At 71.9% G+C, this 26,466-nt stretch carries 27 protein-coding genes; 4 read left to right on the top strand and 23 right to left on the bottom strand.

What is annotated here, in order from left to right; genetic code table 11:
• Positions 1-13: 13 nt before the first annotated feature.
• From hemC to OQ02_RS03230, 6 genes are all read right to left on the bottom strand, one after another.
• Positions 14-967, bottom strand: a complete 954-nt coding sequence (gene hemC / locus OQ02_RS03255; protein WP_033436610.1) for a hydroxymethylbilane synthase — start codon at positions 965-967, stop codon at positions 14-16.
• Positions 964-2,307 carry a glutamyl-tRNA reductase gene (locus OQ02_RS03250; RefSeq protein WP_033436609.1) on the bottom strand — a complete coding sequence of 448 codons (1,344 nt, stop codon included), beginning with the start codon at positions 2,305-2,307 and terminating at the stop codon, positions 964-966. Before OQ02_RS03250 ends, hemC begins: the two co-directional genes overlap by 4 nt.
• 34 nt (positions 2,308-2,341) lie before the next feature.
• A complete protein-coding gene (locus OQ02_RS03245) occupies positions 2,342-3,112 on the bottom strand; it encodes a redox-sensing transcriptional repressor Rex (protein ID WP_033436608.1) in 771 nt (256 codons plus the stop codon).
• 190 nt (positions 3,113-3,302) lie between these two features.
• Complete coding sequence (locus tag OQ02_RS03240) at positions 3,303-4,802, bottom strand: molybdopterin-dependent oxidoreductase (RefSeq protein ID WP_033436607.1); 1,500 nt, start codon at positions 4,800-4,802, stop codon at positions 3,303-3,305.
• 72 nt (positions 4,803-4,874) lie between these two features.
• Entirely contained in the window at positions 4,875-5,111 is a 237-nt protein-coding gene (locus tag OQ02_RS03235) for a glutaredoxin family protein (RefSeq protein ID WP_063746991.1), read from the bottom strand.
• Between the two features lie 5 nt (positions 5,112-5,116).
• On the bottom strand, positions 5,117-6,619 hold the full coding sequence (locus tag OQ02_RS03230) for an AMP-binding protein (RefSeq protein ID WP_033436985.1): 1,503 nt from the start codon (positions 6,617-6,619) through the stop codon (positions 5,117-5,119).
• Positions 6,620-6,787: 168 nt separating this feature from the next.
• Between OQ02_RS03230 and OQ02_RS03225 the strand changes: the two genes are divergently transcribed.
• The 3 genes from OQ02_RS03225 to OQ02_RS03215 all read left to right on the top strand — a co-directional run bounded on the left by OQ02_RS03225 (position 6,788) and on the right by OQ02_RS03215 (position 9,601).
• Entirely contained in the window at positions 6,788-7,441 is a 654-nt protein-coding gene (locus OQ02_RS03225) for a sigma-70 family RNA polymerase sigma factor (RefSeq protein WP_033436606.1), read from the top strand.
• Positions 7,442-7,552: 111 nt separating this feature from the next.
• Entirely contained in the window at positions 7,553-8,671 is a 1,119-nt protein-coding gene (locus OQ02_RS03220; protein WP_051771596.1) for a DUF5667 domain-containing protein, read from the top strand.
• A 39-nt stretch (positions 8,672-8,710) separates the two neighbouring features.
• Complete coding sequence (locus OQ02_RS03215; protein ID WP_033436605.1) at positions 8,711-9,601, top strand: HAD family hydrolase; 891 nt, start codon at positions 8,711-8,713, stop codon at positions 9,599-9,601.
• A 198-nt stretch (positions 9,602-9,799) separates the two neighbouring features.
• Here the strand turns inward: OQ02_RS03215 and OQ02_RS03210 are convergent, their stop codons facing one another.
• The 13 genes from OQ02_RS03210 to OQ02_RS03155 form a co-directional block, all read right to left on the bottom strand.
• Complete coding sequence (locus OQ02_RS03210) at positions 9,800-10,795, bottom strand: lysophospholipid acyltransferase family protein (protein ID WP_033436983.1); 996 nt, start codon at positions 10,793-10,795, stop codon at positions 9,800-9,802.
• A 30-nt stretch (positions 10,796-10,825) separates the two neighbouring features.
• Positions 10,826-11,863: an NAD-dependent epimerase/dehydratase family protein gene (locus OQ02_RS03205; protein ID WP_033436604.1), complete on the bottom strand. Its 1,038-nt coding sequence runs from the start codon at positions 11,861-11,863 to the stop codon at positions 10,826-10,828.
• A 267-nt stretch (positions 11,864-12,130) separates the two neighbouring features.
• A complete protein-coding gene (locus OQ02_RS42135; protein ID WP_015105422.1) occupies positions 12,131-12,232 on the bottom strand; it encodes a 30S ribosomal protein bS22 in 102 nt (33 codons plus the stop codon).
• Positions 12,233-12,354: 122 nt separating this feature from the next.
• On the bottom strand, positions 12,355-12,558 hold the full coding sequence (locus tag OQ02_RS03200) for a helix-turn-helix domain-containing protein (RefSeq protein ID WP_033436603.1): 204 nt from the start codon (positions 12,556-12,558) through the stop codon (positions 12,355-12,357).
• Between the two features lie 120 nt (positions 12,559-12,678).
• The gene (gene proC, locus OQ02_RS03195; RefSeq protein WP_033436602.1) at positions 12,679-13,491 is read right to left on the bottom strand and encodes a pyrroline-5-carboxylate reductase; all 813 of its coding nucleotides are present in this window, start codon (positions 13,489-13,491) and stop codon (positions 12,679-12,681) included.
• Between the two features lie 190 nt (positions 13,492-13,681).
• Positions 13,682-14,488: a thioesterase family protein gene (locus OQ02_RS03190; protein WP_081915342.1), complete on the bottom strand. Its 807-nt coding sequence runs from the start codon at positions 14,486-14,488 to the stop codon at positions 13,682-13,684.
• A gap of 8 nt (positions 14,489-14,496) precedes the next feature.
• The gene (locus tag OQ02_RS03185; protein WP_033436982.1) at positions 14,497-15,420 is read right to left on the bottom strand and encodes a proline dehydrogenase family protein; all 924 of its coding nucleotides are present in this window, start codon (positions 15,418-15,420) and stop codon (positions 14,497-14,499) included.
• 248 nt (positions 15,421-15,668) lie between these two features.
• Entirely contained in the window at positions 15,669-16,454 is a 786-nt protein-coding gene (locus OQ02_RS03180; RefSeq protein WP_033436600.1) for a sugar phosphate isomerase/epimerase family protein, read from the bottom strand.
• Complete coding sequence (locus tag OQ02_RS42130; protein WP_051771594.1) at positions 16,451-17,680, bottom strand: hypothetical protein; 1,230 nt, start codon at positions 17,678-17,680, stop codon at positions 16,451-16,453. The genes OQ02_RS03180 and OQ02_RS42130 overlap by 4 nt, the downstream gene beginning before the upstream one ends.
• On the bottom strand, positions 17,680-18,690 hold the full coding sequence (locus tag OQ02_RS03170; protein WP_033436980.1) for a Ppx/GppA phosphatase family protein: 1,011 nt from the start codon (positions 18,688-18,690) through the stop codon (positions 17,680-17,682). The genes OQ02_RS42130 and OQ02_RS03170 overlap by 1 nt, the downstream gene beginning before the upstream one ends.
• Positions 18,691-18,717: 27 nt before the next feature.
• On the bottom strand, positions 18,718-19,398 hold the full coding sequence (locus OQ02_RS03165; protein WP_033436599.1) for a response regulator transcription factor: 681 nt from the start codon (positions 19,396-19,398) through the stop codon (positions 18,718-18,720).
• On the bottom strand, positions 19,395-20,624 hold the full coding sequence (locus tag OQ02_RS03160) for an ATP-binding protein (protein WP_033436598.1): 1,230 nt from the start codon (positions 20,622-20,624) through the stop codon (positions 19,395-19,397). The genes OQ02_RS03165 and OQ02_RS03160 overlap by 4 nt, the downstream gene beginning before the upstream one ends.
• Positions 20,625-20,731: 107 nt before the next feature.
• Positions 20,732-21,547 carry an oxidoreductase gene (locus OQ02_RS03155; RefSeq protein ID WP_033436597.1) on the bottom strand — a complete coding sequence of 272 codons (816 nt, stop codon included), beginning with the start codon at positions 21,545-21,547 and terminating at the stop codon, positions 20,732-20,734.
• A gap of 67 nt (positions 21,548-21,614) precedes the next feature.
• Between OQ02_RS03155 and OQ02_RS03150 the strand changes: the two genes are divergently transcribed.
• Entirely contained in the window at positions 21,615-22,250 is a 636-nt protein-coding gene (locus OQ02_RS03150) for a response regulator transcription factor (protein ID WP_033436979.1), read from the top strand.
• 11 nt (positions 22,251-22,261) lie between these two features.
• Here OQ02_RS03150 and OQ02_RS03145 read toward each other — a convergent pair whose 3' ends face one another.
• The 4 genes from OQ02_RS03145 to OQ02_RS03130 all read right to left on the bottom strand — a co-directional run bounded on the left by OQ02_RS03145 (position 22,262) and on the right by OQ02_RS03130 (position 26,447).
• Positions 22,262-23,008, bottom strand: a complete 747-nt coding sequence (locus OQ02_RS03145) for a phosphoglyceromutase (RefSeq protein ID WP_033436596.1) — start codon at positions 23,006-23,008, stop codon at positions 22,262-22,264.
• 163 nt (positions 23,009-23,171) lie between these two features.
• Entirely contained in the window at positions 23,172-23,420 is a 249-nt protein-coding gene (locus OQ02_RS03140) for a hypothetical protein (protein ID WP_033436595.1), read from the bottom strand.
• 136 nt (positions 23,421-23,556) lie between these two features.
• On the bottom strand, positions 23,557-25,128 hold the full coding sequence (locus tag OQ02_RS03135) for a 4-coumarate--CoA ligase family protein (protein ID WP_033436594.1): 1,572 nt from the start codon (positions 25,126-25,128) through the stop codon (positions 23,557-23,559).
• A gap of 416 nt (positions 25,129-25,544) precedes the next feature.
• The gene (locus OQ02_RS03130; protein WP_231499850.1) at positions 25,545-26,447 is read right to left on the bottom strand and encodes a DUF4349 domain-containing protein; all 903 of its coding nucleotides are present in this window, start codon (positions 26,445-26,447) and stop codon (positions 25,545-25,547) included.
• Positions 26,448-26,466: the final 19 nt, after the last annotated feature.

Below are 26,466 nucleotides of genomic sequence, written 5' to 3'. Positions count from 1 at the left end.
AGGGCACTCCCCATCAACTACGCCCCGCCGGCGACGCGGTGGCGTGGCCGGAGAGGTCGAGCAACTCGGCGGCCAGCGCGCGGCCGAGTTCCTCTGCTGCGGTCAAGTCACCGGTGGCGGACGCACGGAGGAGGTCGCCATCCTCCGTCGCCATGACCCCGCGCAGGGACAGTCGGAGAACGACTCGCGTCGACCCGTCCGCGTCTTCAGCGAGGTCTTCCACCACATCGGCCAGTGCGCCGACCGGCGCGCTGCAACCAGCTTCGAGCGCGGCCAACAAGGCGCGCTCGGCGGCGACAGCGGCCCTACTGGCCGAATCGTCCAGAGTGGACTGGAGGAGGTGCTCGGTGTCGACGTCGTCGACCCGGCACTCCACCGCGAGGGCGCCCTGTGCGGGCGCGGGGAGCATCTGGATGGGCTCCAGGGTCTCGGTGATCTCGGCGGTCCGGCCCAGGCGGGCCAGACCGGCGCGGGCGAGGACGACGGCGTCCAGCTCACCGTCGACCACCTTGCGGATCCGGGTGTCGACGTTGCCCCGGAGCGGGACCACCTCGATGCCCAGGCCGAGTGCGTCGAGCTGCGCGGCGCGGCGCGGCGAGCCGGTGCCCACCTTCGAGCCGGTGGGCAGCTCGCCCAGCGTCAGGCCGTCCCGGGCGACCAGCGCGTCGCGCGGGTCCTCGCGGGGCGGCACAGCGGCCAGCGACAGGCGCGGGTCGCGAGCCGTGGGCAGGTCCTTGTACGAGTGGACGGCGACGTCGATCTCACCGTTGGCGAGCGCGTCGCGCAGCGCCGAGGTGAACACCCCGATGCCGATCTCGGCGATGGGGGCGGACGAGCGGTCGCCGGGGGTGGAGATCGTGACGATCTCCACGGCCGCGCCTGCCTCGCGCAGCGCGTCGGCCACGTGGCCGGTCTGCGCGAGCGCCAGGGCGCTGCCGCGGGTGCCGATCCTCAGGGTGCGGTTCACCGCTTCTCACCTTTGGGTTGCGTCGAATGGGGTGTGCTGACGGCGGACGGCGCCTGCGGGTCGAGCCCGAACAGCTCGCGCAGCGCCTCGGCGTAGCCGGCGCCACCGGGCGCCGCGGCCAGCTCCTTCACCCGCACCGTGGGGGCGTGCAGGAGCTTGTCCACCACCCGGCGCACGGTCTTGGTCAGCTCGTCTCGCACCGCGCCGTCCAGCTCGGGCAGCCGCGAGTCGAGCCGCAGCAGCTCGGCGTCCACGACCTCGGCGGCCCGCTTGCGCAGTGCCGTGACGGTCGGCGTGACCTCGGCCGAGCGCTGCCCCGCCAGGTAGGCGCGGACCTCCTCGGCCACGATCTCCGCCGCGCGCAGCGTGTCCTGCCCGGTCGGGGCGTCGGACAGCCTGCGCTGGAGGGTTTCCAGGTCGACCACGCGGACGCCGTCGAGCAGCGTCGCGGCCTGGTCGACGTCCTTGGGCAGGCCGAGGTCGCAGACGACCAGCGGCCGGTGCGGCTCGCGTTCGCCGATCAGCTCGGCGCCGATGACCGTGCCGACCGAGCCGGTGCAGGCGAACAGCACGTCCGCCCCGGCGATCTCGTCGGCCAGGTCGTCGAGGCCGGTCGACCTGGCGTCGACGCCGTCCGCGCGCAGGGCCGTGGCCAGGCGTTCGCCGTTGGCGGCGGTGCGGTTGGCGACGACGACCTCGCCGATGCCGGCGCGGCGCAGGTGCGCGGCGGCCAGGCCGCCCATCGAGCCCGCGCCGACGATCAGCGCCTTGCGCCCGTCGAGGCCCGCCGTGCCGCCCGAGGCACGCCGCAGCACCTCGTCCGCGTCTCTCAGCGCCTCGGAGACGACGGACGCGCCGGCGTGGTCGATGTCGGTGTCGGTGTGCACGCGCTTGCCGACCCGCAACGCGCGCTGGATCAGCTCGTGCAGCGTGCGGCCGACCACGCCCGCCTCGTCGGCGGCGTTGTACGAGTTGCGCAGCTGACCGAGGATCTGGGCCTCGCCGACCACCATCGAGTCCAGGCCGCCGGCCACCGAGAACAGGTGCTCGACCGCGGCGGCCGAGTAGTGCACGTACAGGTGTTCGAACAGCTCGACGGGCTCGGCGCCGGCCTGGCGGGCCAGCACCTCGACAACCTCGTTCATGCCGCCGTGGAACGTCTCGACGACCGCGTACACCTCGACCCGGTTGCAGGTCGACAGGAGCACGGCCTCGGACACGCTCGGCGCCTTCAGCAGCTGGTCGAGGACCTTGAGGCGGTCGGCGTCGGCCACGGCGACGCGCTCCAGCACGGGAACCGGGGTGGTCCGGTGGGAAAGCCCGACGACAAGGATGCTCATGCCGTCACCACCGATCGGCTCACTACCCGCACGATCACGGGCGAATCACCACCCCGTCCACACCGATGCCGTTGACCACGTCGCCGGCGGCCTCGTCAGCCCGTCGCGCCACGTGGAACGACAGGATCTGCATTTCGACCGCCAGGTCGACCTTGCGCACTTCGACGTAGTCCGGCACTTGGAGCACGACGGGTGCGAAGTTCAGGATGCACTGGACTCCGGCGGATACCAAACGGTCGCAGACCGCCTGAGCTGCCTGCGGCGGTGTCGCGATGACGCCGATCGACACCTCGCGTTCCGCGCAGACCGTCGTGATGTCGTCGATGTGGTTGACCGGTATGCCGCCTACCGGCACTCCCGTCAGATCCGGGTCGACGTCGAACAGCGCGCCGACCGGGAAACCGCGGCTCGGAAAGCCGCCGTAATTCGCGAGCGCGTGACCAAGATTACCGATCCCGACGACCGCGACCGAGTGCTTGCGGGTGAGGCCGAGGATCCGCTCGATGTGACCCACCAGCACCTCGACGTCGTAGCCGACGCCGCGCGTGCCGTACGAGCCGATGTAGGAGAGGTCCTTGCGGAGCTTCGCCGAGTTGACCCCGGCCGCACCCGCCAGTTCCTCGCTGGAGATCGTCGTCACGCCCTGCTCGACCATGCCGGACAGGACGCGGAGGTAGACCGCGAGCCGCGCCACCGCCGCCTCGGGGATCGCGCGGGCCCGCTCCCGGACGTCGGCGGGCGCTTCCGCTCCGGCCACCCCCGGGCGGGTCACGACACCGTCACCCTCGCCCCGCTGAGCCGCCACGCTGGTACTCCTCGACATCCGTCGCACTGACCCGCCGGGCACCTTCACCAGCGGTGTGATGCACCCACCGTACCGCTTGTGAACGCTTGCACAAAGTTGACGGTCCGGACCCCTGCCTGCGTCGTCGGCTCCCGGAACGCCTTTGCGCTCCCCGTCTCACGTTGGGGTGAACCCCGCAGGTCCGGGCGTGTCATTCGACGGTGAAGAAGACCGAGTGCCAGCCGGTCGCGCCGTCCGGCAGGGGGTCGAGGCGGGCCTGGGGCTGGGTGGCACCGGCCTTGTCGGTGGCGCGTGACTCGATCGTGTGGCCGCCGCGCGGCAGGTCGAGTTCGACCCGCCACATCCGCCAGGTCGAGTCGCTGACGTCGGCGGACAGCGCCGCGGTCCGCCACGGGCCGTTGTCGACCCGGACCTCCACCCGGGCCACGCCGGTGGGCTGGGCCCACGCCACGCCGGTCGCCACGACCCGGCCGGACACCTTCGACTGGCGCCGGGGGCTGTCGATCCGGGACATCACCTTCACCGGCGCCTCCCGCGCCCACCGGCGCTCCAGCCAGTACGCCTGCCGGTCGGCGAACGTGGTCAGCTCCAGGTCGACCACCCACTTCGTGGCCGAGACGTAGCCGTACAGGCCGGGCACGACCAGCCGGGCCGGGAAGCCGTGCTCCACCGGCAGCGGCTCGCCGTTCATGCCCAGCGCGATCAGCGCGCCCCGGTCCGGCTCCAGCACCACGGCGGTCGGCGTGCCCGCCGTCCAGCCGTCCACGCTGGTGGAGAACAGCTGGTCGGCGTCCAGGTGCACGCCCGCCTCCAGCAGCACGTCGCGCAGCGGCACGCCGACGAAGTTCGCGGTGGAGATGTACGGCCCGCCGACCTCGTTGGACACGCAGACCAGGGTGACGGCGCGTTCCACCAGGTCACGCCGCCGCAGGTCGTCGTAGCGGAGGGTCAGCTCGCGGTCGACCATGCCGTGCACCCGCAGCACCCAGTCCTCGGCGCGCACCCTCGGCACGCTCAGGGCCGTGTCGATCCGGTAGAAGTCCTCGTTCGGGGTGATGAACGTCGGCGTGCCTTCGGCGGCGAAGTCCGCGTCCGCCGGGATCGCCGGCGCTGGTGCGCTGGGCGTGAGGTCGCCGACGGCACGACGGGACGCTTCGACGTCCACCCGGCCGCCGATCAGCTGCCCCGTGAGGCCGACCAGCCCGGTGCCGACCACCGTCGCGCCCGACGCGATGAGGAACGTGCGCCTGCCCTCGACGGTCGAGGTCTCCGACGCCTTGCCGTGCAGCCACCGGAAGACCGCGACCCCGGCGGCGAGGCTCGCGATCGGGGCGAGGACGCCGAGTTGTCCCAGGTCGGGCCGGTAGAGCACGGCGACGACGCCGAGCAGGCCGATCACCACCGCCAGGACCGTGCCGGGCGTAGGGGAACGGCGCGAGAGCAGCCCGGCGACCGCGGCCAGAACGACGAGCACCACCGCCATGCCGAGCAGCAGCACGAGCTTGTCGGAGGTGCCGAAGGCGCGGACCGCGAAGTCCTTCACCGCGCTCGGGGTGAAGTCGATCGCGGTGTTGCCCACGGCGAGGAACGGCGAGGCCGACGGCCCGACCAGCCCCGCGACGAGGTGCCCGGCGGCGAGGGCGGCGGCCACGCCGACGATTCCGATGAGGGCGGCGGTCCAGCGGTTCATGAGTCGATTCGACACCCGATGGCGGCCGGTGCGCCGATTTCGTAAGCGCCCGGTAATCGCCCGCCGGCGGCGTCAGCGCAGGGCGGCCCGCAGCCGGTCCTCCTCGACGGACCAGTACCCGTGCTCCTCGCCGTCGACCAGGATCACCGGCACCCGGTCGCCGTACTCGGCGCGCAGCTCGCGGTCCGCGTCGACGTCCTGGACGTCCCACGGCACGCCCAGCTCGCCGCAGATCCGCTCCAGGTCGGCTTTGGCCTGCTCACAGGCGTGGCAGTCGACCCGGCTCATCAAGGTGACGTGGTGGCTCACGCCGTTCAGGCTAGGGGTTGCCGCAGCCGGGACCGCGCCAGCTTCCCCGTCGGCGAGTGCGGCAGGGTGTTGGCGAACTCGACCACCGTCGGCACCTTGAACTTCGCCAGCCGCCCGGCGCAGTGGTCCCGCACCGCGTCCTCGGTCAGCTCGGCGCCCTCGGCCGGCACCACCACGACCTTGACCGCCTCGCCGGTCCGCTCGTCCGGCACGCCGACCGCCGCCGCCTCGGCCACCCCGTCCAGCTCGGCCAAAACGTGCTCGACCTCGTGCGGGTAGACGTTGAAGCCGTTGACGATGATCAGGTCGTTGGCCCGGTCGACCAGGTGCAGGTCGCCCTCCTCGTCCAGGTAGCCGACGTCGCCGGTGCGGAACCAGCCGTCGGCGTCCGGGCCGTGCGCGCCGTCCGGCCAGTACCCGCTGAACAGGTTGTCGCCCCTGGCCGCGACCAGGCCGGTGCCGGGCTCGTCCTCGTCCTGGTCGAGCGGACGGCCGTCGGTGTCGACGAGGCGCACCTCCACGCCCGGCAGCGCCCGGCCGACCGAACCGCCCTTCGGCACGCCGCCGGCCAGCGTCGTGGTCAGCACCGGGCCCGTCTCGGTGAGCCCGTAGCCCTCGTAGACGGGCAGGCCGACCGCCTCGCGCATGGCGTCCAGCAGGCCGGGCGCCAGCGGCGCGGCACCGGACGTGAAGAGGCGGACCGTGGCCAGGTCCTCGCGCAGCCGGTCCACCGGCCGGGTCAGGATCGCCGCGTACATCGGGGGCACGCCGACCACCGTGGTCACCCGGTGCTCGCGGATCGCGGTCAGCGCCGCGTCCGGGTCGAACCGCTCCAGCAGCACGGCCGTCGCGCCCGCGCCCGCGACCTGGAGCAGCCCCGGGCCGAGCCCGTAGACGTGGAACAGCGGCAGCGCCAGCAGCACCCGGTCGCCCGGCGTCACGGGGGCGGGACGCAGGGACGCGCACTGCCGGACGTTCGCCAGCAGCGCCCGGTGCGAGAGCATCGCGCCGCGCGGTGCGCCGGACGTGCCGGAGGTGTAGCCGAGCACCGCCAGGTCCTCGCCCGAGCCGATGGCGGCGAACTCCTCGCCGGGCTCCGCGGTCGGGTCCGCGGTCGGGGCGGGCAGCACCTCGACGTCCGCGCCGCCGCCGTCACCGACGAGCAGCTTCGCGCCGCTGTCCGCGACCAGTCTTTGCAGCTCACGGGCCGGTTGTCCCGGTCCGGCCGGAACGAGGACACCTCCGGCGCGCAGCACGCCGAACACCGCGACGCAGTACGCGACACCGGCCGGCAGCCGCACGACCACCCGGTCGCCCGGCTCCACGCCCGCACGCGCCAGGCGGTGCGCCTCGGCGTCGACGGCGGCGTCGAGTTCGGCCCAGGTGTGGCTGGTCGGGGCACTCCGATCGCCGGAGGCCGTGACATCGACCAGTGCGACGTGCTTGGGTCCACGGTGCGCGGAAGCGCGAACCAGGTCGGCGATGTTGCTTGCGGAAGTGGTCAACATGACCTCCTGGTGAACCACAGCGGATCTCCGCGCAGTCTGTCACGCGGGAGCGGCGTCACGCAGTGGCTCCGCCCCCGTCCCCGATTCGACCCCACTTGCCGCTACCTACTACGGAGTAACAACACGTATGCTGCCGGCACGGCGACCCTGTGGAGGTGCCGCGAGCCGATGACCGCACGGGCACGCGAGAACTCCGTCCGAACGATCCGGACGCTGCGCTCCAGGTGGAGCGCGGGAGGGCAGTCCAGCACGATCGAGAGCGTGGAGAGCAACGCGGCGACCGAGCCGTGGAACCTGGTCCGCGCCGCTCAGGGCGGCGACACGGACGCGTTCGGCGCGCTCTACGACCGGTACGTCGACGTGGTGTACCGGTACGTGCTGTTCCGGGTCGGCGACCGCACGCTCGCGGAGGACGTCACCAGTGAGACGTTCCTGCGCGCGCTCCGCAGCATCGGGTCGATCAGCTACCAGGGCCGCGACGTCGGCGCCTGGTTCGTCACGATCGCGCGGAACATCGTCTTCGACCACGTGAAATCCAGCCGGTACCGGTTGGAGGTCACGACGGCCGAACTCGCGGACAACCGCGAGGTCACCGACGGCCCCGAGCAGGAAGTCCTCACCGACGCCACGAACGCCGAACTGCTCCGCTGCGTCGCCCAACTGGGCGACGACCAGCGCGAATGCATCACCCTTCGGTTCATCCAGGGGTTGTCCGTGGCGGAGACGGCGGCCAGGATGGGCCGCAACGAGGGTGCGATCAAGGCCCTCCAGCACCGAGCGGTGCGCCGGTTGGCCCAACTGCTGCCCACGTGGCTGCGGTGACCGCCGTCGCACCGCTCGTGCCCGCGTAACCCCGGGCCGTCCCGGGTCGTTACTCGGGCAGGATCCTCGGCGCACGGTCGTCGGGACGGTGCGGGACGGTTGGCCAGCGGGATGGTGGGCAGAGGTATCACGCCGCTATGGCGTCACAGGCAGCGCGAGCAGTTCGCCCGCGCCATCGACGCACGCCCCGATCCGGCCCGCCCCGGTGCCGTCGAGCCCGACCCGGCGGGCGGTGAGTTCGCCGAAGAGCTGGCCGTGGTCGCACTGCTGCGGAAAGCCGCAGTCACGAGCGGACCGGACGAGGCCGCGAAGGCCCGGATGCGGGCCAGGGTGCTCGGCGCGACCGCACCGCCGCCCACCAAGTTCGACCAGCCCAAGGAAGAGCTGCGCCGGCACCGCACGGGAGCCCGCGGCCGATTAGCGGTGGCCCTCGCCGCCGCGCTGTGCCTGCTGCTGTCGCTGACCGGGATGAGCCTGCTGCTCAGCCAGGACGCGCTGCCGGGTGACGCGCTGTACGGCGTCAAGCGCACCGCCGAGACGGCTTCGCTCGGCCTCACCTTCGGCGAGGAGTCGAAGGGCTACAAGCGCCTGGAGTTCGCCGCCGCGCGCGTCGCGGAGCTGGAGACGCTGGTCGACCGGTACCGCGAGCCCGCCGGCGGACCGCTCGGCGGCTACCTGACCGCGCTGACCGACTTCGACGCCGACGCCGCGGCCGGTTCCCGCGTGCTGGCCGCGTTCGGGTCGAACTCGGATCAGCGCGCCCTAGCGGAGCTGCGCGATTGGGCTCTCGCGCAGGAGACCCGGCTGGCCGGGCTGCGGGCCGCGCTGCCCGCCGAGGCCGCCGATCGGGCCGGGACGTCGCTGGATCTGCTCGACCGGATCGCCCAGCGCGCGTCCGCGTTGCAGGCCCGGACGGACTGCGTGTCCGTGACCTCGGGGCAGGTCGACCAGGTCGGCCCGGTGCCGGCCGAGGACGAGTGCGTGCCCCAGCCGGTGGTGCCCGGCACGGCACCGGAACACCGGCCGTCCGCACCCGACGCCACGTCCGCCGTCGCGCCGACCACGTCCGGCGGTGTGCCCGGCGGCACGTCGACCGGCGTGCCGAGCGTCGGGGTGCCGCCTTCGACGCTGACGACGCCGTCCGCGCCGTCGATCTCCACGAGCGGTCCGGCGCTGCCCGTACCCACGTTGCCGCTCCCGTCGCTGCCCCTGCCCGGCCTCGGCGGCTGATCGCTACCCTGTCCCCATCGGACCGCGGGAGGCGCTGACGTGGTGAAAAGGCGTGTGGTGGAGGGCTCGGCCGAGCGGGAGAGACTCGCCGCGCTGGCCGGTGAGGCTTCGGCCGCTGCCGCGCTGGCGGTGGTCGGCCCGCCTGGGAGCGCGTCCACCGACCTCACCGCGGCGGCTTTCTTCGACGTCGACAACACGATGATGATGGGCGCGTCGATCTTCCACTTCGCCCGCGGGCTCGCCGCGCGCAAGTACTTCAAGAACTCCGACCTGGCCGGGTTCGCGTGGCAGCAGCTCAAGTTCCGGGTCGGTGGGCGGGAGGACCCGCAGAGCGTCGCCGCGTCCCGCGAGCAGGCGTTGTCGTTCGTGGCCGGCCGGTCGGTGGCGGAGTTGGTCTCGCTCGGCGAGGAGATCTACGACGAGCTGATGGCGGACCGGATCTGGACCGGCACGCAGGCGTTGGCGCAGATGCACCTGGACGCCGGGCAGCGGGTGTGGCTGGTGACGGCGACGCCGGTGGAGCTGGCGCAGATCATCGCCAAGCGGCTGGGGCTGACGGGTGCGCTGGGGACGGTGTCGGAGAACACCGACGGCATCTACACCGGTCGGCTGGTCGGCGACCTGCTGCACGGTCGGGCGAAGGCGCACGCGGTGCGGGCGCTGGCGGCGAAGGAAGGGCTCGACCTGCGGCGGTGCACGGCGTACTCGGACTCGGTGAACGACGTGCCGATGCTGTCGGTGGTCGGCACGGCGGTCGCGGTGAACCCGGACTCGGGACTCCGCGAGACCGCCCGCAAGCGGGGCTGGGAGATCCGCGACTTCCGCACCGGCCGCAAGGCGGCGAAGATCGGCGTCCCGTCGGTCCTGGGCGCGGGCGCCCTCGCGGGCGCGGTAGCCGCCACCCTCGCCTACCGCCGCCGCGACCGCTGACCCCGCCCACAACCGCCGACCGCCGACCGCCGACCGCCCCACCCTGCCTGCACACCGCGCTGCCTGCCCACCGCGCTGCCGCTGCCTCCCGCCGGCACTAGGCCGGACTCAGCCACTGCGCTGCCGCTGCCTCCCGCCGGCACTAGGCCGGACTCAGCCCACTGCGCTGCCGTGCCCCGCCGACACCCGGGCCGGTACTCAGCCCAGGAAGACGTTCCGACGCTGCGTGAGCAGTCGGTACAGGGTCTGCTGGATGGTCTCCCGCACCTGGTCGGTCAGGTTGAACACCAGCATCGGGTCGTCCGCCGCGTGCTCGCCGTACACGTCCGTCCGGATCGGCTCGCCGAACTCGATGTACCACTTCGACGGCAACGGGATGGCGCCCAGCGGCCCGAGCAACGGGAAGAACGGCGTCACCGGGAAGTACGGCAGCCCCAGCAGCCTCGCCAGCGACCTGATGTCGCCGATCTTCGGGTAGATCTCCTCCGCGCCCACGATCGAGCACGGGATGATCGGCACACCGGTGTTCAGCGCCGCCGACACGAACCCGCCCCGCCCGAACCGCTGGAGCTTGTACCGGTCCTTGAACGGCTTCCCGATGCCCTTGAAGCCCTCCGGCCACACGCCGACCAGCTCACCGGAGCCGAGCAGCCGTTCCGCGTCCGGGTTGCACGCCAGCGTCTGCCCCGACTTGCGCGCCAGCGCACCCAGCACCGACGTCTTGAACACCAGGTCCGCGCCCAGCATCCGCAGGTGACGGTGCTTCGGGTGGTCCGCCCGCATCGCGAACGCAGTCATCGTCGCGTCCAGCGGCAGCGTGCCGGAGTGGTTGGCGACGATCAGCGCGCCGCCCTCGCCCGGCACGTTGTGCATGCCGATCGTCTCCACCCGGAACCACTTCTCGTACAGCGGCCGGAGCGGCGGCATCAGGACGTGGTCGGTCAAGTCGGGGTCGAAGCCGAACTCGTCCACCTCGTAGTCGCCCTGGAGGCGTCTGCGGGCGAACGTCAGCAGCTCCGCCAGACGCCGCTCCCACGCTGCGGGCTCACGCCCCGGCTCCCCCGACAGCTCCTCCGGCACTTCGTCCGCGGGCTCGGGAACGACGGCCGGGGGTCGCGCCTGGACCGCGCCGCGCCGTCGTCGGGGTGCCTCCCGGTCCGCACCGTGCAGCGGGATCACCCGTGCCTCTGCCACCGCGTCCACCTCCTCGCCGTCCACCGGCGCCTAACGGAACCTGGCGGCCAGGTCGAGCACGCCCCGCTCGACCGAAGCCACCACCTCGGGATCGATCAGCGGACGCAGGGCGCGCCCGCTCACGTAGTCGTCGAACGCCTGCTGGGTCGTCCACCTCGGGGTGAAGCCGAACTCCTGCTTCAGCAGCGTCGTGTCCACCACCCGGCCCCAGTTGAGGAACCTCATCTGGTCCGGGGAGAAGTCCACCAGCCTGGCACCGCGGAACAACCTGCCCACGGTCGGCACCGACGCGCTCGGCACCCGCAGGTTGACCCGCCCGGCCCGGCGGATGGCCTGGGACAGCATCAGCACGCCGTCACCGCCCACGTTGTACACGCCGGGCAGGTCGTGCAGCGCCGCCCGTTCCAGGACGGCCAGCGCGTCCTCGGAGTGCAGCAACTGCACCCTGGCGTCGTAGCCCAGCACCGTCGGCACGACCGGCAGGGCGAAGTACCTGGTCAGCACCGTGTCGATGCGCGGGCCGATGAAGTTGGTGAACCTCAGCGCGGTGACGTCGACGTCCGGCCGGCGCCGGGCGAACCCGCGCACGTACCCCTCGACCTCGACCGCGTCCTTGGCGTACCCGCTGGACGGCAGGTCCTTCGGCCCCATGTCCTCGGTGAACACCGCCGGGTCGCGTGAACTCGACCCGTACACCGCGCTGGTCGACTTCACCACCAGCTTGCGCACGTGCGGCGACTTCTGGCACGCGGCCAGCAGCTGCATCGTGCCGATGACGTTCATCTCCTTCATCGCGGTGCGGCCGGTCGGCCCGGCCGGGTTCGCGGTCACCGACGCGTGCACGACCGTGTCGACCTGCGCGGTGGCGATGACCTTGGCGATGAGGGGGTTGCGGATGTCGGCGCGCACGAACTCGGCGCGGCCCATGCGGCGCAGCAGGTCACGCGACGGCGGCTCGGTGTCGACGCCGAGGACCCGGTCGACGTCCGGGTTCGCCGCGAAGCGCGCGGCGAGGTGACCGCCGAGGAACCGGCTGCAACCGGTGACGAGAACGACCTTGGGCGCCATGCGACTCCCTGTGCGGGTGGTGCGACTCGTCGATGCTAGCCGGGAACCGGAGGCGACCCGGGACGAGGAGCGGCGTCTTGACGCAGGTCACCAGGGCTTCACCGGACAATCACCCGGATGGCGGCTCCGACGGCCGGTGCGCGCGGGCCGGGATGGCCGGTGCGCGCGGGCCGGGGCGGCCGGTGCGCGCGGGCCGGGGCGGAACGACAACACCGCCAGTCCCACGGCTGGTCGCCGGGGGACTGGCGGTGCGAGAACCCGCAGGGGTTACTTGCCGCGCTTCCTGCGCTGGACCCGCGTCTTGCGCAGCAACTTGCGGTGCTTCTTCTTCGACATGCGCTTGCGGCGCTTCTTGATGACCGAGCCCATGCGGGTTCCTTCACTACTAGACGTTGGTGGTCTCCACGCGCCGGTGGAAACACCCGTCAAGAGGGCGCGCCGACACCAGGCACGAACGGCCTATCACTTTACCCGCCGCTCCGAGCCCGGCCTCACCCGGCGTCGAAGTAGGCGTTCCGCAGGTACTCGTGGACCGCCTTCTCCGGCACCCTGAACGACTTGCCGACGCGCACCGCCGTCAGCTCACCGGAGTGAACCAGCCGGTACACCGTCATCTTCGACACGCGCATCATCAGCGCGACCTCGGCGACCGTCAGGAACCTGACTTGGCCGAGCGACTTCTCCTCCGCAGGCATGGATCACCGCGTCCTTCGACACGCGTCGTGCCGTCGGCTTCCCCACCGACGGTTCGACACGCACGTGCTCCCTTGAGGGTAACGGGACAGGTGGGACTGGTGCGACGGCCAATGGCGGTATCAGTCCGCCTCGTGGTCCCGTCCCAGTTCCACCGAACGGTCGCGAGCTGCTTCGATGGCCGCCAGCATGGCCGCGCGGACGCCGTGCTTCTCCAGCTCGCGGATGGCCATGATGGTGGTGCCGGCGGGTGACGTGACGGCTTCGCGGAGGATGACGGGGTGCTGGTCGCCTTCGTTCAGCATGGTGGCCGCGCCGACCGCCGACTGGATGATGAGCCGGCCCGCGAGGTCGCGCGGGATGCCGAGCAGGATGCCCGCGTCGATCATGGCCTCGACCAGGTAGAAGAAGTAGGCCGGGCCGGAGCCGGACAGGGCCGTGACGGCGTCCTGCTGGCTCTCCGGGACGCGCGCGACCTGGCCGACGGTGCGCAGCAGCTCCTCGACCAGGTTCAGGTGCTCGTCGGTGGCGTACCGGCCGGCCGAGATGGCGCTCATCGCCTCGCCGACGACCATCGGGGTGTTCGGCATGACCCGGACGACGGGGGTGCTGTCGGGGAGCCTGCGCTCGTACAGGGACGTCGGGAGGCCCGCGCACAGCGAGACGACCAGGGTGCCGGGCTTGATCACCGGCGCCAGCTCGTCCAGCAGGGGTTCGATGTCCTGCGGCTTGACCGCGACCACGAGCACGTCGGCCCGCTGCGCGGCGCCCGGCACGTCGAGGCCTTCCACCCCGTACTGCGCCGTCAGCGCTGCCGCGCGGTCCGGGTGCTTCTCGGTGAAGAGCAGCTCGTCGGCCTTGCGGCCCCCTTGCAGGAGCCCGGACAGCAGGGCTTCACCGATCTTGCCAGCCCCCAACACGGCGATGGTCGTCATGCCCCAAGCCTGCCACGCCCACCCCGCGCGAGCCGTACCTCCCGAGCGCGCGAGTCCAACGCCCAAAACCCGTGAGTCCTACGTTCAGAACGCGTGAGTCCTACGTTCAGAACGCGTGAGTCCAACGTTCGGAACACCCGAATTCAACGCTCAGGACGCGGGAGAGCTCCGGTCAGGCACGGCGGGCCGGTCAGCCCGCCGGCGTCAACGCCAGCTGCCGCGCCTGGCACACCAGCCGCCCGGAGGAGTCGATCACCACGGCGTCCTCGTCGAACCACTGCCCGTGCACCGCGCTGCACGACACCCGCACGCGCAGCCACCCCGGCGCCGGGTGCGCCCGCAGCAACGACGTCATCTGCACCGTCGGCGACCACCCGAACCGACCCAGGTTGAACGTCACCGGCATCGAGATGTCCCCGGCGATCAGCGCGAAGTACGGATCCGGCCGCTCACCCAGCGGACGAACCCACAGCCGCAGCACCAACGGGTCGCCCACGCGTCCCTCCAGGAACCCGGCGCCCTCCTTGTCCAGCCGCACGTCGCACACCGACCCGAGCTTGTACACGCCACCGGACCCCGTGGACGCCAGGTCGATCGCGTCGGCGGGCGGCGCGGCGGCCATGTCCGGCAGGTCGACGTAGTCCGGCACGCCGTCGGGCATCCGCCCGACCGTCACCACCGCCTCGACGCAGCTGCGCCCGCGCTGCTCCAGCGACGACGTCACCACGGTCGCCGTCCGCCCGGCCTTGCGCACCTGCGTCCGCAGCAGCACCGGCCCCACCTCCGGCGCGCGCAGGAACTGCGTGCTCACCGCCAGCGGCGCGAGGTCGTCGGGGCCGGGCACCGCCGCCCGCGCGCTGTCCACCGCTGCCCGCGCGACCAGGGCCAGCAGGAACCCGCCGTGCGGCTTGGGACCGACCGTCCACTCGGCGGGCAGGGACGCGGTGTACGTGCCGTCGCCCAGGGGGCGGACCGCACTGGCTACCGAGAAGGACACAGGGCTCCTCACGAACGGCCGACCAGCGAGCGCAGGAAGAAGGCGACGTTCGCCGGCCGTTCGGCGAGCCGGCGCATCAGGTACCCGTACCACTGCTCGCCGAACGGCACGTAGACGCGCACGACGTGCCCCTCCGCCGCGAGGTGCAGCTGCTCGCCGGTGCGGACGCCGTACAGCATCTGGAACTCGAAGTCCTCGACCGCCTTGTCGTACCAGCGGGCGCGTTCGCCGATGATCTCGATCAGCCGCGGGTCGTGGGTGGCGAACATCGGGTAACCGGAGCCGGCCAGCAGGACGTTGGCGCAGCGCACGTAGTTGAGGTCGACCTCGTGCGGGTCGACGTAGGTCACCGACGCGGGTTCGGCGTACGCGCCCTTGCACAGCCGGACGCGGGTGTCCGCGAGCTCGCGGCAGTCGTCCAGGGTGCGGCGCAGGTACGCCTGGAGCACCGTGCCGACCGTCGGCCAGTGGCGGCGCAGTTCGGCGAGCACGCGCAGGGTGGCGTCGGTGGTGGTGTGGTCTTCCATGTCGACGGTGACCGTGGTGGCGGCTTGTTCGGCCGCCGCGCAGATGCGGGACGCGTTGTCCAGCGCCGAGGTCTCGCTCAGGGCCAGGCCGACGGCGGACAGCTTCACGCTGACTTCGGCGTCGGCGGCCAGACCCACGTCGTGCAGCTGGTCCAGCAGCTCCAGGTACGCGCGCACGGTGCGTTCGGCCGTCGCGCGGTCGGTGGTGTCCTCGCCCAGGTAGTCCAGGGTGACGCGCAGGCTGTGCCGACCGACGAGTTCGCTGGTCGCGTCGATCGCGTCGGTGATCTTCTCGCCGGCCACGAACCGGCGCACGACGTCACGGCTGACCGGCGCGGTCGCGACGACCCGGCGCACCGTGTCGTTGCCCGCAGCCGCGAGGATCAACGTGCGCAACGGATTCACGATCAAGACCCTAGCCGCTGGGGTGAGCCGGAGCGGATGTGGAGTTCGGGGCCGACCTGCCCGACCCGCCTGAACACCGCGTTCACCGTGCGGGAACGCACGACCCACGGTGCCTGAACGGTGAGGGCGCGGTGCCCGAGCACAGGGCGCGCGATGTTCCGAGCGTTGAATTCAGGGGTCCTGAACGTAGGACACGGGTGTTCGGAACGTAGGACTCACGCGTTCTGAACGTAGGACTCACGCGGGGGTCAGAGGTGGAGGCGGGCGAAGAGGAGGGACTCGGCGAGCAGTTCGGCGCGTTCGACGGTGGTGCGGGCGCGACGGGTGTTGACCTCCAGCACGACCTGGCCGGTGAAGCCGGTGCTGGTCAGGTGGGACAGCAGCTCGCCGCACGGCTGAGTGCCCCGCCCCGGCACCAGGTGCTCGTCCTTCGGCAGGCCCGAACCGTCCGCCAGGTGCACGTGGGTGAGCCCGTCGCCCATGCGCTTGGCCAGCTCCATCACGTCCGCGTGCGCGGCCGAAGCGTGCGACAGGTCCAGCGTGTAGTGCCGGTGCCCGACGTCCGTCGGGTCGATCGACGGCCGGAACGCCGTGACCTGCACCGATCGCCCCCGCCCCAGGGCGCGTCGCACCGGGAACATGTTCTCCACCGCGATCGCGACCCCGCTGGCGTCCTCCAACGACGCCACCAGGTCGGCGAACCCGTCCGCGTACTTCCGCTGCCACAGGAACGGCGGGTGCAGCACGACCGTCCGCGCGCCCAGGTCGCTCGCCGCCTGCACGCTCCGCCGCAGCCGCTCGGCCGGGTCGGGCGACCACACCCGCTGGCTGATCAGCAGGCACGGCGCGTGCACGGCCAGCACCGGCACCCCGCTGCTCTTCGCCAGCCGGTCGAGCGCCTTCACGTCCTGGCTGATCGGGTCGGCCCAGACCATGACCTCGACGCCGTCGTAGCCCAGGTCCGCGGCGGCCTGGAACGCGGCGCCCGCGGGTTGCGGCCACACGGCCGCGGTGGACAGCCCGACCGGGATCAAGACTTCACCAGGAGCATCGCCGCCGGCGAGACCGTGACGATCAACCCCACCAGCACGGCCAGGACGGTGGTCTGGAGGTCGTCCGCACGACGGATCTTGCGGACCACCATCACCAGGCCCACGGTCACGCCGAGCGCCACGACCAGCGCCGCGGGGGCGGCAGTGCGCCACAGGAAGCTGAAGCCGAGCCACAGCGCCGCGCCGCCGAGCACGCCGACCGCGAGCTGGCCGATCATGACCAGCCACTCCTTGCCGGCCGAGCGCTCGACCGGCTCCTCGTCGTCCTCGACGTCGGCCAGCCCGGCGGGCTCGTCCTCGAAGTCACGCCGCTGGGACTCGCGCCGCTCGGGCTCGCGCCGCGGGAAGTCACGGCGCTGGTAGTCGTCGGCGGCGTCGTCCTCCTCGTCCAGGTCGACGTACTGGTGGAACTGGGTGCTCTCCTGCTCCGCGGCCCCTTCGGGCTCGTCGTCGTCGCCGAACCAGTCCTCGGGGGTCTGGTCGGGGAACGGCTCGGGCAGCCTCGGCGGCGCGGGCGGCACGATCAGCACCGACTCGGTCGGCAACGACTCCAGCGGCACGTTCGGCGTGAGCTTGTCCGTGATGCGCGGCATCACCTCGGTGACCGGCTCCCGCGCGGGCGGCTTCGCCAACGGCGGCGCGCCAGGTGGCGCGACAGGCGGCGCCGGTCGCAGGTTCGACGGCTTGACCTGCGGTTTCGACAGGTTGGGCCGGGACTTCTCAGCCGGGTAGTCGGCCACGATCGGCGGGACGACCCGCGTCTCCTCGGCCGGGTCGACGTCCGGCGCGCGGCGACGGCCGGATTCGGCCTTCGACGGCTCCAGCCGCGAGAGGTCCGGTCTGGACAGCTGTTCGGGCCGGGCTGCCGGCGGCGGCGCGACGGGAGGCGGCGGCGCGACCGGCGGCTGGTAGGCCGTGCGCTCGGTCTCGACGCCTCGCTGCCGCTGCGACCGCGCGGGCGGCGACTGCGGGGGCGACGGAGCCGGTGGCGGCGGCGGTGGTGGCGCAGCGGGCTCGTCGCGGATCGGCATCAGCCGGCCGCTGTCCGAGTTGACCCGGTCGATGATGGCCTGCGGACCGGTCTCCGAGGCCTCTTCGGCACGGCGGCGTCGCCGACGCGGCGTCACCTCGCCGGAGCCCGCGCCGTATTGGGCGAGCAACTCCGCGACGGTGCGCTGGGTCTGCTCCGACTCGCTCTCTCGACTCATCAACTCCACCGTGCCCCGTGGCGGCCAGTCCGTCCAGTGTCACCCGTCGTGCGGGCGCGACCCGGCATGCTGCCCTGGTCCGAGCCATTAGTGTGGTCCAGCCGACGCAGGATGACACCTTCCCGAAGTGCCCAGGGGCAAATCTCCAGCTCGCCGAGTGACAGGGCTCGCATCGTGGCCTCCGCCACGAGAGCCCCCGCGACGAGCTGGTGGGCCCGGCTCGCGCTCACCCCTTCGAGATCGGCCAGGTCGGCCGCGGACATCCGGGAGACGAACGCGACGAGCTGCCGCAGACCGGCGTCCGTGAGCACGCGCCGTGCCTGGGGACCGGCCGACGACGGTGCCGCGCCGGTCAACCGGGCGAGCGTGCGGAACGTCTTCGACGTCGCCACCACCCGGTCGGGCGTGCCCACCCGGCGGATCTTCTTCGCCACCGGCGCCAGCTGCCCGGCCAGCCACTCGGTGGTCTCGTTCACCTCGGCCCGGCTCGGCGGGTCGTTGCGGAACCGGGTCCGGGTCAGCCTGCCCGCGCCGAGCGGCACCGAGAACGCCTCCTCGGGCTCCTCGTCCACGCCGACCGCCAGCTCGAGCGACCCGCCGCCGATGTCCAGGCACAGCAGCCGCCCGGCGGACCACCCGTACCAGCGGCGCACCGCGAGGAACGTGTACCGCGCCTCGTCCTCGCCGGTCAGCACCTGGAGGTCGACGCCGGTCTCGGCGCGCACCCGCTCCAGCACGTCGACGGAGTTGCCCGCCTCGCGCACCGCGGACGTCGCGAACGCCATCAGGTCCTCGCAGCCCAGTCGCTCCGCCGCCGCCTTGGACGCGGCGACGGCGCGCACCAGCTGGTCGGCGCCCGCACGGCCGAGCATGCCGGAGCCGTCCAGCTGCTCCGCGAGGCGCAGCACGGACTTCTCCGAACTCATCGGCGTCGGGTGGGCACCCCGATGAGCGTCCACCACCAAGAGGTGGACGGTGTTGGACCCGACATCAAGCACCCCTAGGCGCACGCGGTGCACCGTACCCGGTCGGGATTGTCAGGATTCGAACTTGTAGCCCAGTCCGCGCACGGTCACCAGGTGACGCGGGGTCGACGGGTCCGGCTCGATCTTCGAGCGCAGCCGCTTGACGTGCACGTCAAGGGTTTTGGTGTCCCCGACGTAGTCCGCGCCCCACACCCGGTCGATCAGTTGGCCACGGGTCAACACCCGGCCGACGTTGCGCAGCAGGTACTCCAGGAGGTCGAACTCCTTCAGCGGGAGGTTCACCTCGCCGCCGTCCACCGTCACCACGTGCCGCTCGACGTCCATCCGCACCGGCCCCGCCTCCAGGACCTGCGGCAACAGCTCCTCGGACTCGCCGCCGCGGCGGAGCACCGCGCGGATCCTGGCGATCAGCTCACGCGCCGAGTACGGCTTCGTCACGTAGTCGTCCGCGCCGAGCTCCAGGCCGACGACCTTGTCGATCTCGCTGTCCCGGGCGGTCACCATGATCACCGGCACGGCGGACCGGGCGCGCAGCTGCTTGCACACGTCCGTGCCGCTCATGCCGGGCAGCATCAGGTCGAGCAGCACGATGTCGGCGCCGTTGCGGTCGAACTCCTCCAACGCCTCCTGGCCGGTGGCCGCGAGCGCCGCGGTGAAGCCCTCCTTGCGCAGCAGGAAGGCGAGCGGATCGGCGAAGGACTCCTCGTCCTCCACGATGAGCACCCTGGTCACAGCTCTCCTCCGTGTTTGCTGACCGCACCGCTCGGCACGGGTCTCGCCGTTTCCTGTCTGGCCGTTTCCTGCTTGGCCAAGTCCTGCCTGGGCAGGTCCTGAGTGGGCTCTTCCTCGTCGGGGTGAGCCGGGATGCGGAGGGTGAACGTGGAACCGGTGCCCGGCAGGCTCCACAGCTTCACCTCGCCGCCGTGGTTGTTGGCGACGTGCTTGACGATGGCCAGCCCGAGCCCGGTGCCGCCCGTCGCGCGGGACCGGGCCTTGTCGACCCGGTAGAAGCGCTCGAACACCCGGATCTGCTGGTCCTCGGCGATGCCGATGCCGCGGTCGGTGACGGCGATCTCGACGAACCCGTCGACGAGCTTGCGGCTGATCGACACCGGGCTGCCCGGCGGCGAGTACGCGACCGCGTTCTCCAGCAGGTTGCTCAACGCCGTGACCAGCAACGTCCGGTCGCCCTCGACCTCGAGGCCGCCGGGCTCGTCGGTGGTGATCTGGATGCCGGCGGACTCGGCGGCCAGCCTGGACCGGCTCAACGCCTCGTCCACGACCACGTCGACGTCCACCCGGCTGAGCTCCGGCAGCTTCTCCGCGCCCTGCAACCGGGACAGCGCGATCAGCTCGGTCACCAGCGTGCCCAGCCGGGTGGCCTCCTGCATCATCTTGGCGCTGAACCGGCGGACCTCCTCCTGATCGTCCGCGGCGTCCAGCACCGCCTCGGCCAGCAGCGCCAGCGCGCCGACCGGTGTCTTCAGCTCGTGGCTGACGTTGGCCACGAAGTCGCGCCTGGTCGCCTCCAGCCGGACCGACTCGGACTCGTCGGTGGCGTCGACCACGACGAACCCCTCGGTCAGCACCTTGACCGTGGCGTGCACGGCCGCCGGTTGGCGTCCCTTCACGACCTCCAGCGTCGACAGGTCGACCGAGATGACGCCGCCGTGGCGGCGGGCCAGCTCGGCGGCCCGCCTGGCCCGGTCGTCCACCCGGTTGTTCCGCACGACGCCCAGCTCTTCGGCACGGGCGTTGTGCAGGACGACGTCGCCGAAACCGTTCAGCACGACGATGCCGTCGGGGGACGAGCGGACGACCATGGCCATCAGATCGGCGACGGTGAGGCCTTTGGGGCGGTTCTCGCCGGGACGCGCACTCGTGCGTCCGATGAGAAACGCCATGCCGCCGATCAGCAGAGCGCCGATCGACAGGACGAAGTAACCCGTTGCGGTCACGAGCGCATCGTAAGCAGGTCAGGGCGGGTACGGCCTAGAGCGGAAGCCTGGTTCGTGACTCCCGCGACATGTCCGGAGGCGATGTTTTCCCTTCGGACGGCCGCAGTTCACCCAATCGTGTCCAATCGGGTCAGGTCCTGTTCGGACAGGTGCAGTTCCGCGGAAGCCAGGTTCTCCTCCAGATGACGCACGGAGGACGTGCCGGGGATCAGGAGCACGTTCGGCGCCCGGTGCAGCAGCCACGCCAGGGCGACCTGGCGGCCGGTCGCCCGGTGCCGGGCGGCGACCTCCTCCAGGACGTCGTGCTGGACCGGCGTGAAGCCGCCGAGCGGGAAGAACGGCACGTACGCGATGCCCTCGGCGGTGGTGCGGTCGAGCACCTTCTCGTCGGTGCGGTCGGCGACGTTGTAGAGGTTCTGCACGCACACCACCGGCGCGATGGCCAACGCCTGGTCCAGGTGGTGCTCCCGGACGTTGCTCAGGCCGAGGTCGCGGATCAGGCCCTGCTCGCGCAGCTCGGCGAGGACGGTGAAGGGCTCTTCGACGGACGCCGGGTCGTGCTCGCCGCCGATCCGGAGGTTGACCACGTCGAGCCGTTCCAGGCCGAGGTGGCGGAGGTTGTCGTGCACGGCGTCACGCAGCTCACGCGGCTCACGCGCGGTGACCCAGCTCGTGTCCGGCGTGCGGCGGTAGCCGACCTTCGTGACGATCGTCAGGCCCTCCGGGTAGGGGTGCAGGGCGGCCTTGATGAGCTCGTTGACCACGTGCGGGCCGTAGAAGTCGCTGGTGTCGATGTGGTCCACGCCCAGCTCGACGGCGCGGCGCAGGACGGCCTTCGCGTTGTCCGGGTCGACGGGCGGGCCGTAGACGCCGGTGCCGGTGAGCTGCATGGCGCCGTAGCCGACTCGGTTCAGGTTCAACATGCGGTCCACGATCGCCGTCCGCGATCACGGCCGCGCCGATTGGCACTTAGCTGCCATGCTCGACGCCATGGGGACGGTGACCGTGGTGCGCGGCGAGGCCGAGCTGTACGAGCGGACGGCGCACCTTTTCGCCGCGACGGAGCAGGAGCTGCTGTGCGCGGCGAACGCGCTGCGCACGTGGACGGGCACCCACCCGCGCACCGGCATCGCGCGGCACCGCCCGGGTCTGCGGGTGCGCAAGCTGTTCCGGCTGAGCACCATGCTCGACCCGAGGTGGGGGCCGCACGCGCGGATCATGGCCGAGCACGGCGCGGACGTGCGGGTCAGCGCGCACGACGTGAACGAGACGATCGTGCTGGACGGCCGGGTGGTGATCCTGGCGGGCGACGAGTCGCACGGCGCGCGCAGCTACAGCGTGATCACGCAGCCCGAGGTGGTGCACGGGATCACGTCGCTGTTCGAGGCGGCGTGGCGGTCCGGGACCGAGCTGGCCGTGCACGAGGCGGACATGGACGAGCTGCGGGCGTTCGCGCCCAGGGTGCTGGACGCGTTGAACAAGGGCTGGACGGACGCGACGGCGGCACGCGCGCTCGGGATGTCCTTGCGCACGTACCGCCGTCGCGTGGCGGAGCTGATGACCGCTCTGGGCGCGTCGTCCCGCTTCCAGGCGGGCGCCCGCGCCCGTGAACTGGGCCTGGTCTGAGTCGAGCCGGGTTACCGGCCCTGGTTGGCCACGGCCTTGATCGCGTCGGCCGCCGCGTCCGGGTCGAGGTACTGACCGCCCGGCTTGAGCGGCTGGAGGTCTTCGTCGAGGTCGTAGCGCAGCGGGATGCCGGTGGGGATGTTCAGGCCCGCGATGGCCTCGTCCGAGACGCCGTCGAGGTGCTTGACGAGGGCGCGCAGCGAGTTGCCGTGCGCGGCGACGAGGACCGTCTTGCCCGCGCGCAGGTCCGGCACGATCTCCGACTCCCAGTACGGGATCATCCGCTTGACCACGTCGAGCAGGCACTCGGTGAGCGGCAGGTCCGGGCCGAGGTCCGCGTAGCGCGGGTCCGCGTCCTGGCTGAACTCGGTGCCGGGCTCGATCGGCGGCGGCGGGGTGTCGTACGAGCGGCGCCAGAGCATGAACTGCTCCTCGCCGAACTCGTCCAGGGTCTGCTTCTTGTTCTTGCCCTGCAGCGCGCCGTAGTGGCGCTCGTTCAGCCGCCAGTCCCGGCGGACCGGGATCCAGTGCCGGTCGGCCGCGTCGAGCGCGAGGTTGGCGGTGCCGATGGCCCGCCGCAACAACGACGTGTGCACCACCTCGGGCAGCACGCCCGCTTCGCGAAGCAGCACGCCGCCGCGCTTCGCCTCGTTCACGCCCTTCTCCGAGAGGGGGACGTCCACCCAGCCGGTGAACAGGTTCTCCGCGTTCCAGACGCTCTCGCCGTGGCGGAGCAGCACCAGGGTTCCGACAGCCATGGCCGTCAGCCTGCCAGATGCGCCCGCCCTGTTCACGAGGGTGGTCGCTGTGAGCTTGATCGGTGCAGCTCGGCGCACCCGGAACGGCTTCGGGGAACGACTCCGGAAACGGCTCCGGGCCAGGCCGCGAACGGCCCGGCCCGGAACTGCCGCAACGATCCGATCAGGTGTTGACGAGGCCGCCGAGGACGCCGCCCGCGACGCCGTTCACCACCTTGCCGAGCACCTGGCTGACGATCGGCACGCCCTCGACGCCGGCGAGACCGCCGAGGCCCGCCTTCTGGTCGACGGTGGCGACGGACTTCGACAGCCCCTGGGTCACGTCGGCCTCGGCCGCGTTGGCTCCCGGCGCCCCGAGCAGGACCACAGCGGTGGCGCCGACCGCGACGGCCAGCTTTCCAAGCATGCGCATGCGTATGTTCTCCGATGTGTGGATGCGTGATTTGCACCCGACATGATTGTGACGACCCGCCGAGCCGGCACGGCGATCAGCCGACAACAACACCATCGGGTGGTAATTGCACCCGTCGGAGGACAAGAACCGTCGATCAGCCCTGTGAGCTGGCCTCCCGTGCCCGGAGGTCCTTGCGGAGGATCTTGCCCGAGGCGGACTTCGGGATCGCCTCGATGAATTCCACCACCCGCACCTTCTTGTGCGGCGCGACCTGGGACGCGACGAACTCCATCACGCCGGCGGCGTCGAGCGACGCATTCTGCTGGAGCACGACGAAAGCCTTCGGGACTTCCTCGCCCTCCTCGTCGCGCACCCCGACGACGGCGGCGTCGGCGATGTCCGGGTGGGTCAGGAGCAGGGCCTCCAGCTCGGCCGGCGGCACCTGGTAGCCCTTGTACTTGATCAGCTCCTTGACCCGGTCCACGATGCTGACCAGACCACCCGCGTCGATCACCGCCACGTCACCGGTGTGGAGCCAGCCGTCGTCGTCCAGCGTCACGGCCGTGGCGTCCGGGTTGTTCAGGTACCCCTTCATCACGTTCGGCCCGCGGCACAGGAGTTCGCCGCGCTCGCCGACGCCGACGTCCTCACCGGTGGCCGGGTCGACGAAGCGGCACTCCATGTTCGGCGCGATCACGCCCACCGTGCCGACCGGGATGTCGTCGCGGCTGTCCGGGATCGCGTGGCTGACCGGGCTCATCTCCGTCATCCCGTAGCCCTGCGACACGCGGCACCCGAGGCGCTTGGCCACGGCCGCCGCCAGGTCCTCGTCCAGCGGCGCGGCGCCGGAGAAGACCGTGCCGATGCCGGACAGGTCGTACTGGTCGACCAGCGGGTGCTTGGCCAACGCCACGGCCACCGGCGGCGCGATGTAGACGCGGTCGGTCCGGTGGTCCTGGATCACCCGCAGGAACTCGGGCAGGTCGAACTTCGGCAGCGTCACCACCGTCGCACCGGCGTTCAGCCCGCAGTTCATCAGCACCTGCATGCCGTAGATGTGGAAGAACGGCAGCACAGCGAGGATCTTCGTCTCGGGACCGACGGCCAGCAGCGGCCCGCACTGGACGATGTTGGCCACCAGGTTCCGGTGGGTCAGCATCACGCCCTTGGCGCGGCCGGTCGTCCCGGACGAGTACGGCAGCACCGCCACGTCCTCGGCCGGGTCGATCGACACCGCCGGCACCGGCGCGTCGTTGGCCAGCAACGACGAGAGGTTCGGGTATCCGTCGGCCTGGTCCAGCACGACGACGTCGGCGACACCGGCCTTCTCGGCGCCCGGCGCGGCGTTGGGCAGCAGCACGGACACCGTGAAGAGCATCTTCGCGCCCGCGTCGGCCAGCTGGTGCGCGACCTCGTCCGCCGTGTACAGGGCGTTGATGGTGGTCGCCGTGGCGCCCGCGCGGAGGATGCCGTGGAACACGACGGCGTAGTACGGGGTGTTCGGGCTCAGGATGCCGACGACGTCGCCCTTGCCGATCCCCTTCGCGGCCAGCGCCGCGGCGAGGCGGTCGACCGCGCCGGCCAGTTGCCGGTAGGTCAGCGACGCGCCCGAGGTGCCGTCGACCAGGGCGACCCGGTCGGCGCGGTCGCCGAGGTCGGCGAACAGGAGCTCGTGCAGCGAGACGTCCGGGACCGCGACATCGGGGAACGGACTGCGGAAGACCATGCGGCTGCCTCATTCATCCGGGGGCCGTGATCCCGTCATCGTGAGTCAACCCACACCGCCGGTCAAGGTCGTCGAAGATCACGCTACGCCGTTACTTAATTCGGCTAAGAACAACACGAATGGACTAGCGCCGGCTCTTGTGGTGATCGCCGGCGATCTGCCAAGTTGGCAGAGCCCCGCAGGTCGGCTCCCACGCACTCCGACGACCGGCGCGGCACGAACCGCGGCTTGCCATCCCCCCGTCGGGCCGCGGCCCGCTCTGGAAAACCGGGCTCCCCCCGCCCGGATCCACCGCAGCGGGGACTGTCGCGGGGCGGCTTGAGCTCGTGAATCCCCCTCTCTCCCAAGCCGCCCCGCGCTCCCGCGCGATGTTGCTCTCAGTAGACTTCTCGCCAGGAACCACTACCCCTATGGGGCTACGGCGTCGCGGCCGTGACTGCGGGTTCCACGGCCGTCCTGCGCCGCCGGCGACGCCACCACAGGTACCCGAACGCGGGCACGCCGAGCACCACCGCGAACGGCAGCACGCCGCCCAGCACCACCAGCAGCCAGCCGAACGCCGCCAGCAACGCCTCCCAACCACCGGCGAACGCGCTCAGGAAGTTGTTCTCCTCCTCCGCCACGACCACCGGCGCGCGCTGCGACGACATCACGACCGTCAACGTCGACATGGCGACTTGACCCTTCAGCGTCTCGTACCGGCGCTGCAACGACTCCAGCTCGGACTGCCGCTTGGTCAGCTCGGCCTCGACGTCGGTGATCTCCGCCGTGGTGGACGCCCGGTCCAGCAGCCCGCGCACCCGCTCCACGCTGGCCCGCTGGTTGGCCAACCGGGCCTCGACGTCCACGACCTGCTCGGTCACGTCCTCGGTCTGCAGCTCACGCCGGGAGACCTCGACGCCCTCCAGCCGGCCGATGGACTCCAGCACCTGGTCCAGCCGGTCGCCGGGCACCTTCACCGTCACCGAAGCGCTCTGCGCCTGCGACCTCTCCTGCGCCGAGTACCCGCCCTCCGCGATGGCCAGGCCCTTGACCTGCGCCAACACCGCGGTGACGTCCGTCGCGCGCAGCTCGACCGTCGCGGTGCGCACGAGCTGCCGGTTCTGCTGCGCCGACGAACCCGCCTGCTGGGCCTCGCCGGCCCCGGCCTTGCCCGCGGACTCCTGCTTCGGCGTCCCGCCGCCCGGCTGCGCGTTCTGCTGCGCCGGCACGGGCGCGGCCATGTCGGCCGCCGACCCCGACGAGGACGAATCCGCTCCGCACCCGGCCAGCGCCACCACCGCGAACGCGGCGACCGCCAGCCCCACCCGTCTGCCCACTTGCCCTCCCTCGGTTCAC

This window comes from Saccharothrix sp. NRRL B-16314 (genome assembly GCF_000716595.1).
In the GTDB taxonomy this organism is placed as follows: domain Bacteria; phylum Actinomycetota; class Actinomycetes; order Mycobacteriales; family Pseudonocardiaceae; genus Actinosynnema.
The sequence above is the reverse complement of the archived record's forward strand: the minus strand, read 5'-3'. Positions and strand labels throughout refer to the sequence as shown.

What these genes read in the sequence shown, in the direction of transcription:
- OQ02_RS03230 (WP_033436985.1), bottom strand. Translation starts at nt 6,619, where the DNA reads ATGTTGACCACTTCCGCAAGCAACATCGCCGACCTGGTTCGCGCTTCC.
- OQ02_RS03205 (WP_033436604.1), bottom strand. Translation starts at nt 11,863, where the DNA reads ATGGCGCCCAAGGTCGTTCTCGTCACCGGTTGCAGCCGGTTCCTCGGC.
- OQ02_RS42130 (WP_051771594.1), bottom strand. Translation starts at nt 17,680, where the DNA reads ATGAGTCGAGAGAGCGAGTCGGAGCAGACCCAGCGCACCGTCGCGGAG.
- OQ02_RS03155 (WP_033436597.1), bottom strand. Translation starts at nt 21,547, where the DNA reads ATGTTGAACCTGAACCGAGTCGGCTACGGCGCCATGCAGCTCACCGGC.
- OQ02_RS42135 (WP_015105422.1), bottom strand. Translation starts at nt 12,232, where the DNA reads ATGGGCTCGGTCATCAAGAAGCGCCGCAAGCGCATGTCGAAGAAGAAG.
- OQ02_RS03250 (WP_033436609.1), bottom strand. Translation starts at nt 2,307, where the DNA reads ATGAGCATCCTTGTCGTCGGGCTTTCCCACCGGACCACCCCGGTTCCC.
- proC (WP_033436602.1), bottom strand. Translation starts at nt 13,491, where the DNA reads ATGACGACCATCGCCGTGTTGGGGGCTGGCAAGATCGGTGAAGCCCTG.
- OQ02_RS03200 (WP_033436603.1), bottom strand. Translation starts at nt 12,558, where the DNA reads ATGCCTGCGGAGGAGAAGTCGCTCGGCCAAGTCAGGTTCCTGACGGTC.
- OQ02_RS03225 (WP_033436606.1), top strand. Translation starts at nt 6,788, where the DNA reads ATGACCGCACGGGCACGCGAGAACTCCGTCCGAACGATCCGGACGCTG.
- OQ02_RS03135 (WP_033436594.1), bottom strand. Translation starts at nt 25,128, where the DNA reads ATGGTCTTCCGCAGTCCGTTCCCCGATGTCGCGGTCCCGGACGTCTCG.
- OQ02_RS03140 (WP_033436595.1), bottom strand. Translation starts at nt 23,420, where the DNA reads ATGCGCATGCTTGGAAAGCTGGCCGTCGCGGTCGGCGCCACCGCTGTG.
- OQ02_RS03150 (WP_033436979.1), top strand. Translation starts at nt 21,615, where the DNA reads ATGGGGACGGTGACCGTGGTGCGCGGCGAGGCCGAGCTGTACGAGCGG.
- OQ02_RS03220 (WP_051771596.1), top strand. Translation starts at nt 7,553, where the DNA reads ATGGTGGGCAGAGGTATCACGCCGCTATGGCGTCACAGGCAGCGCGAG.
- OQ02_RS03145 (WP_033436596.1), bottom strand. Translation starts at nt 23,008, where the DNA reads ATGGCTGTCGGAACCCTGGTGCTGCTCCGCCACGGCGAGAGCGTCTGG.
- OQ02_RS03240 (WP_033436607.1), bottom strand. Translation starts at nt 4,802, where the DNA reads ATGAACCGCTGGACCGCCGCCCTCATCGGAATCGTCGGCGTGGCCGCC.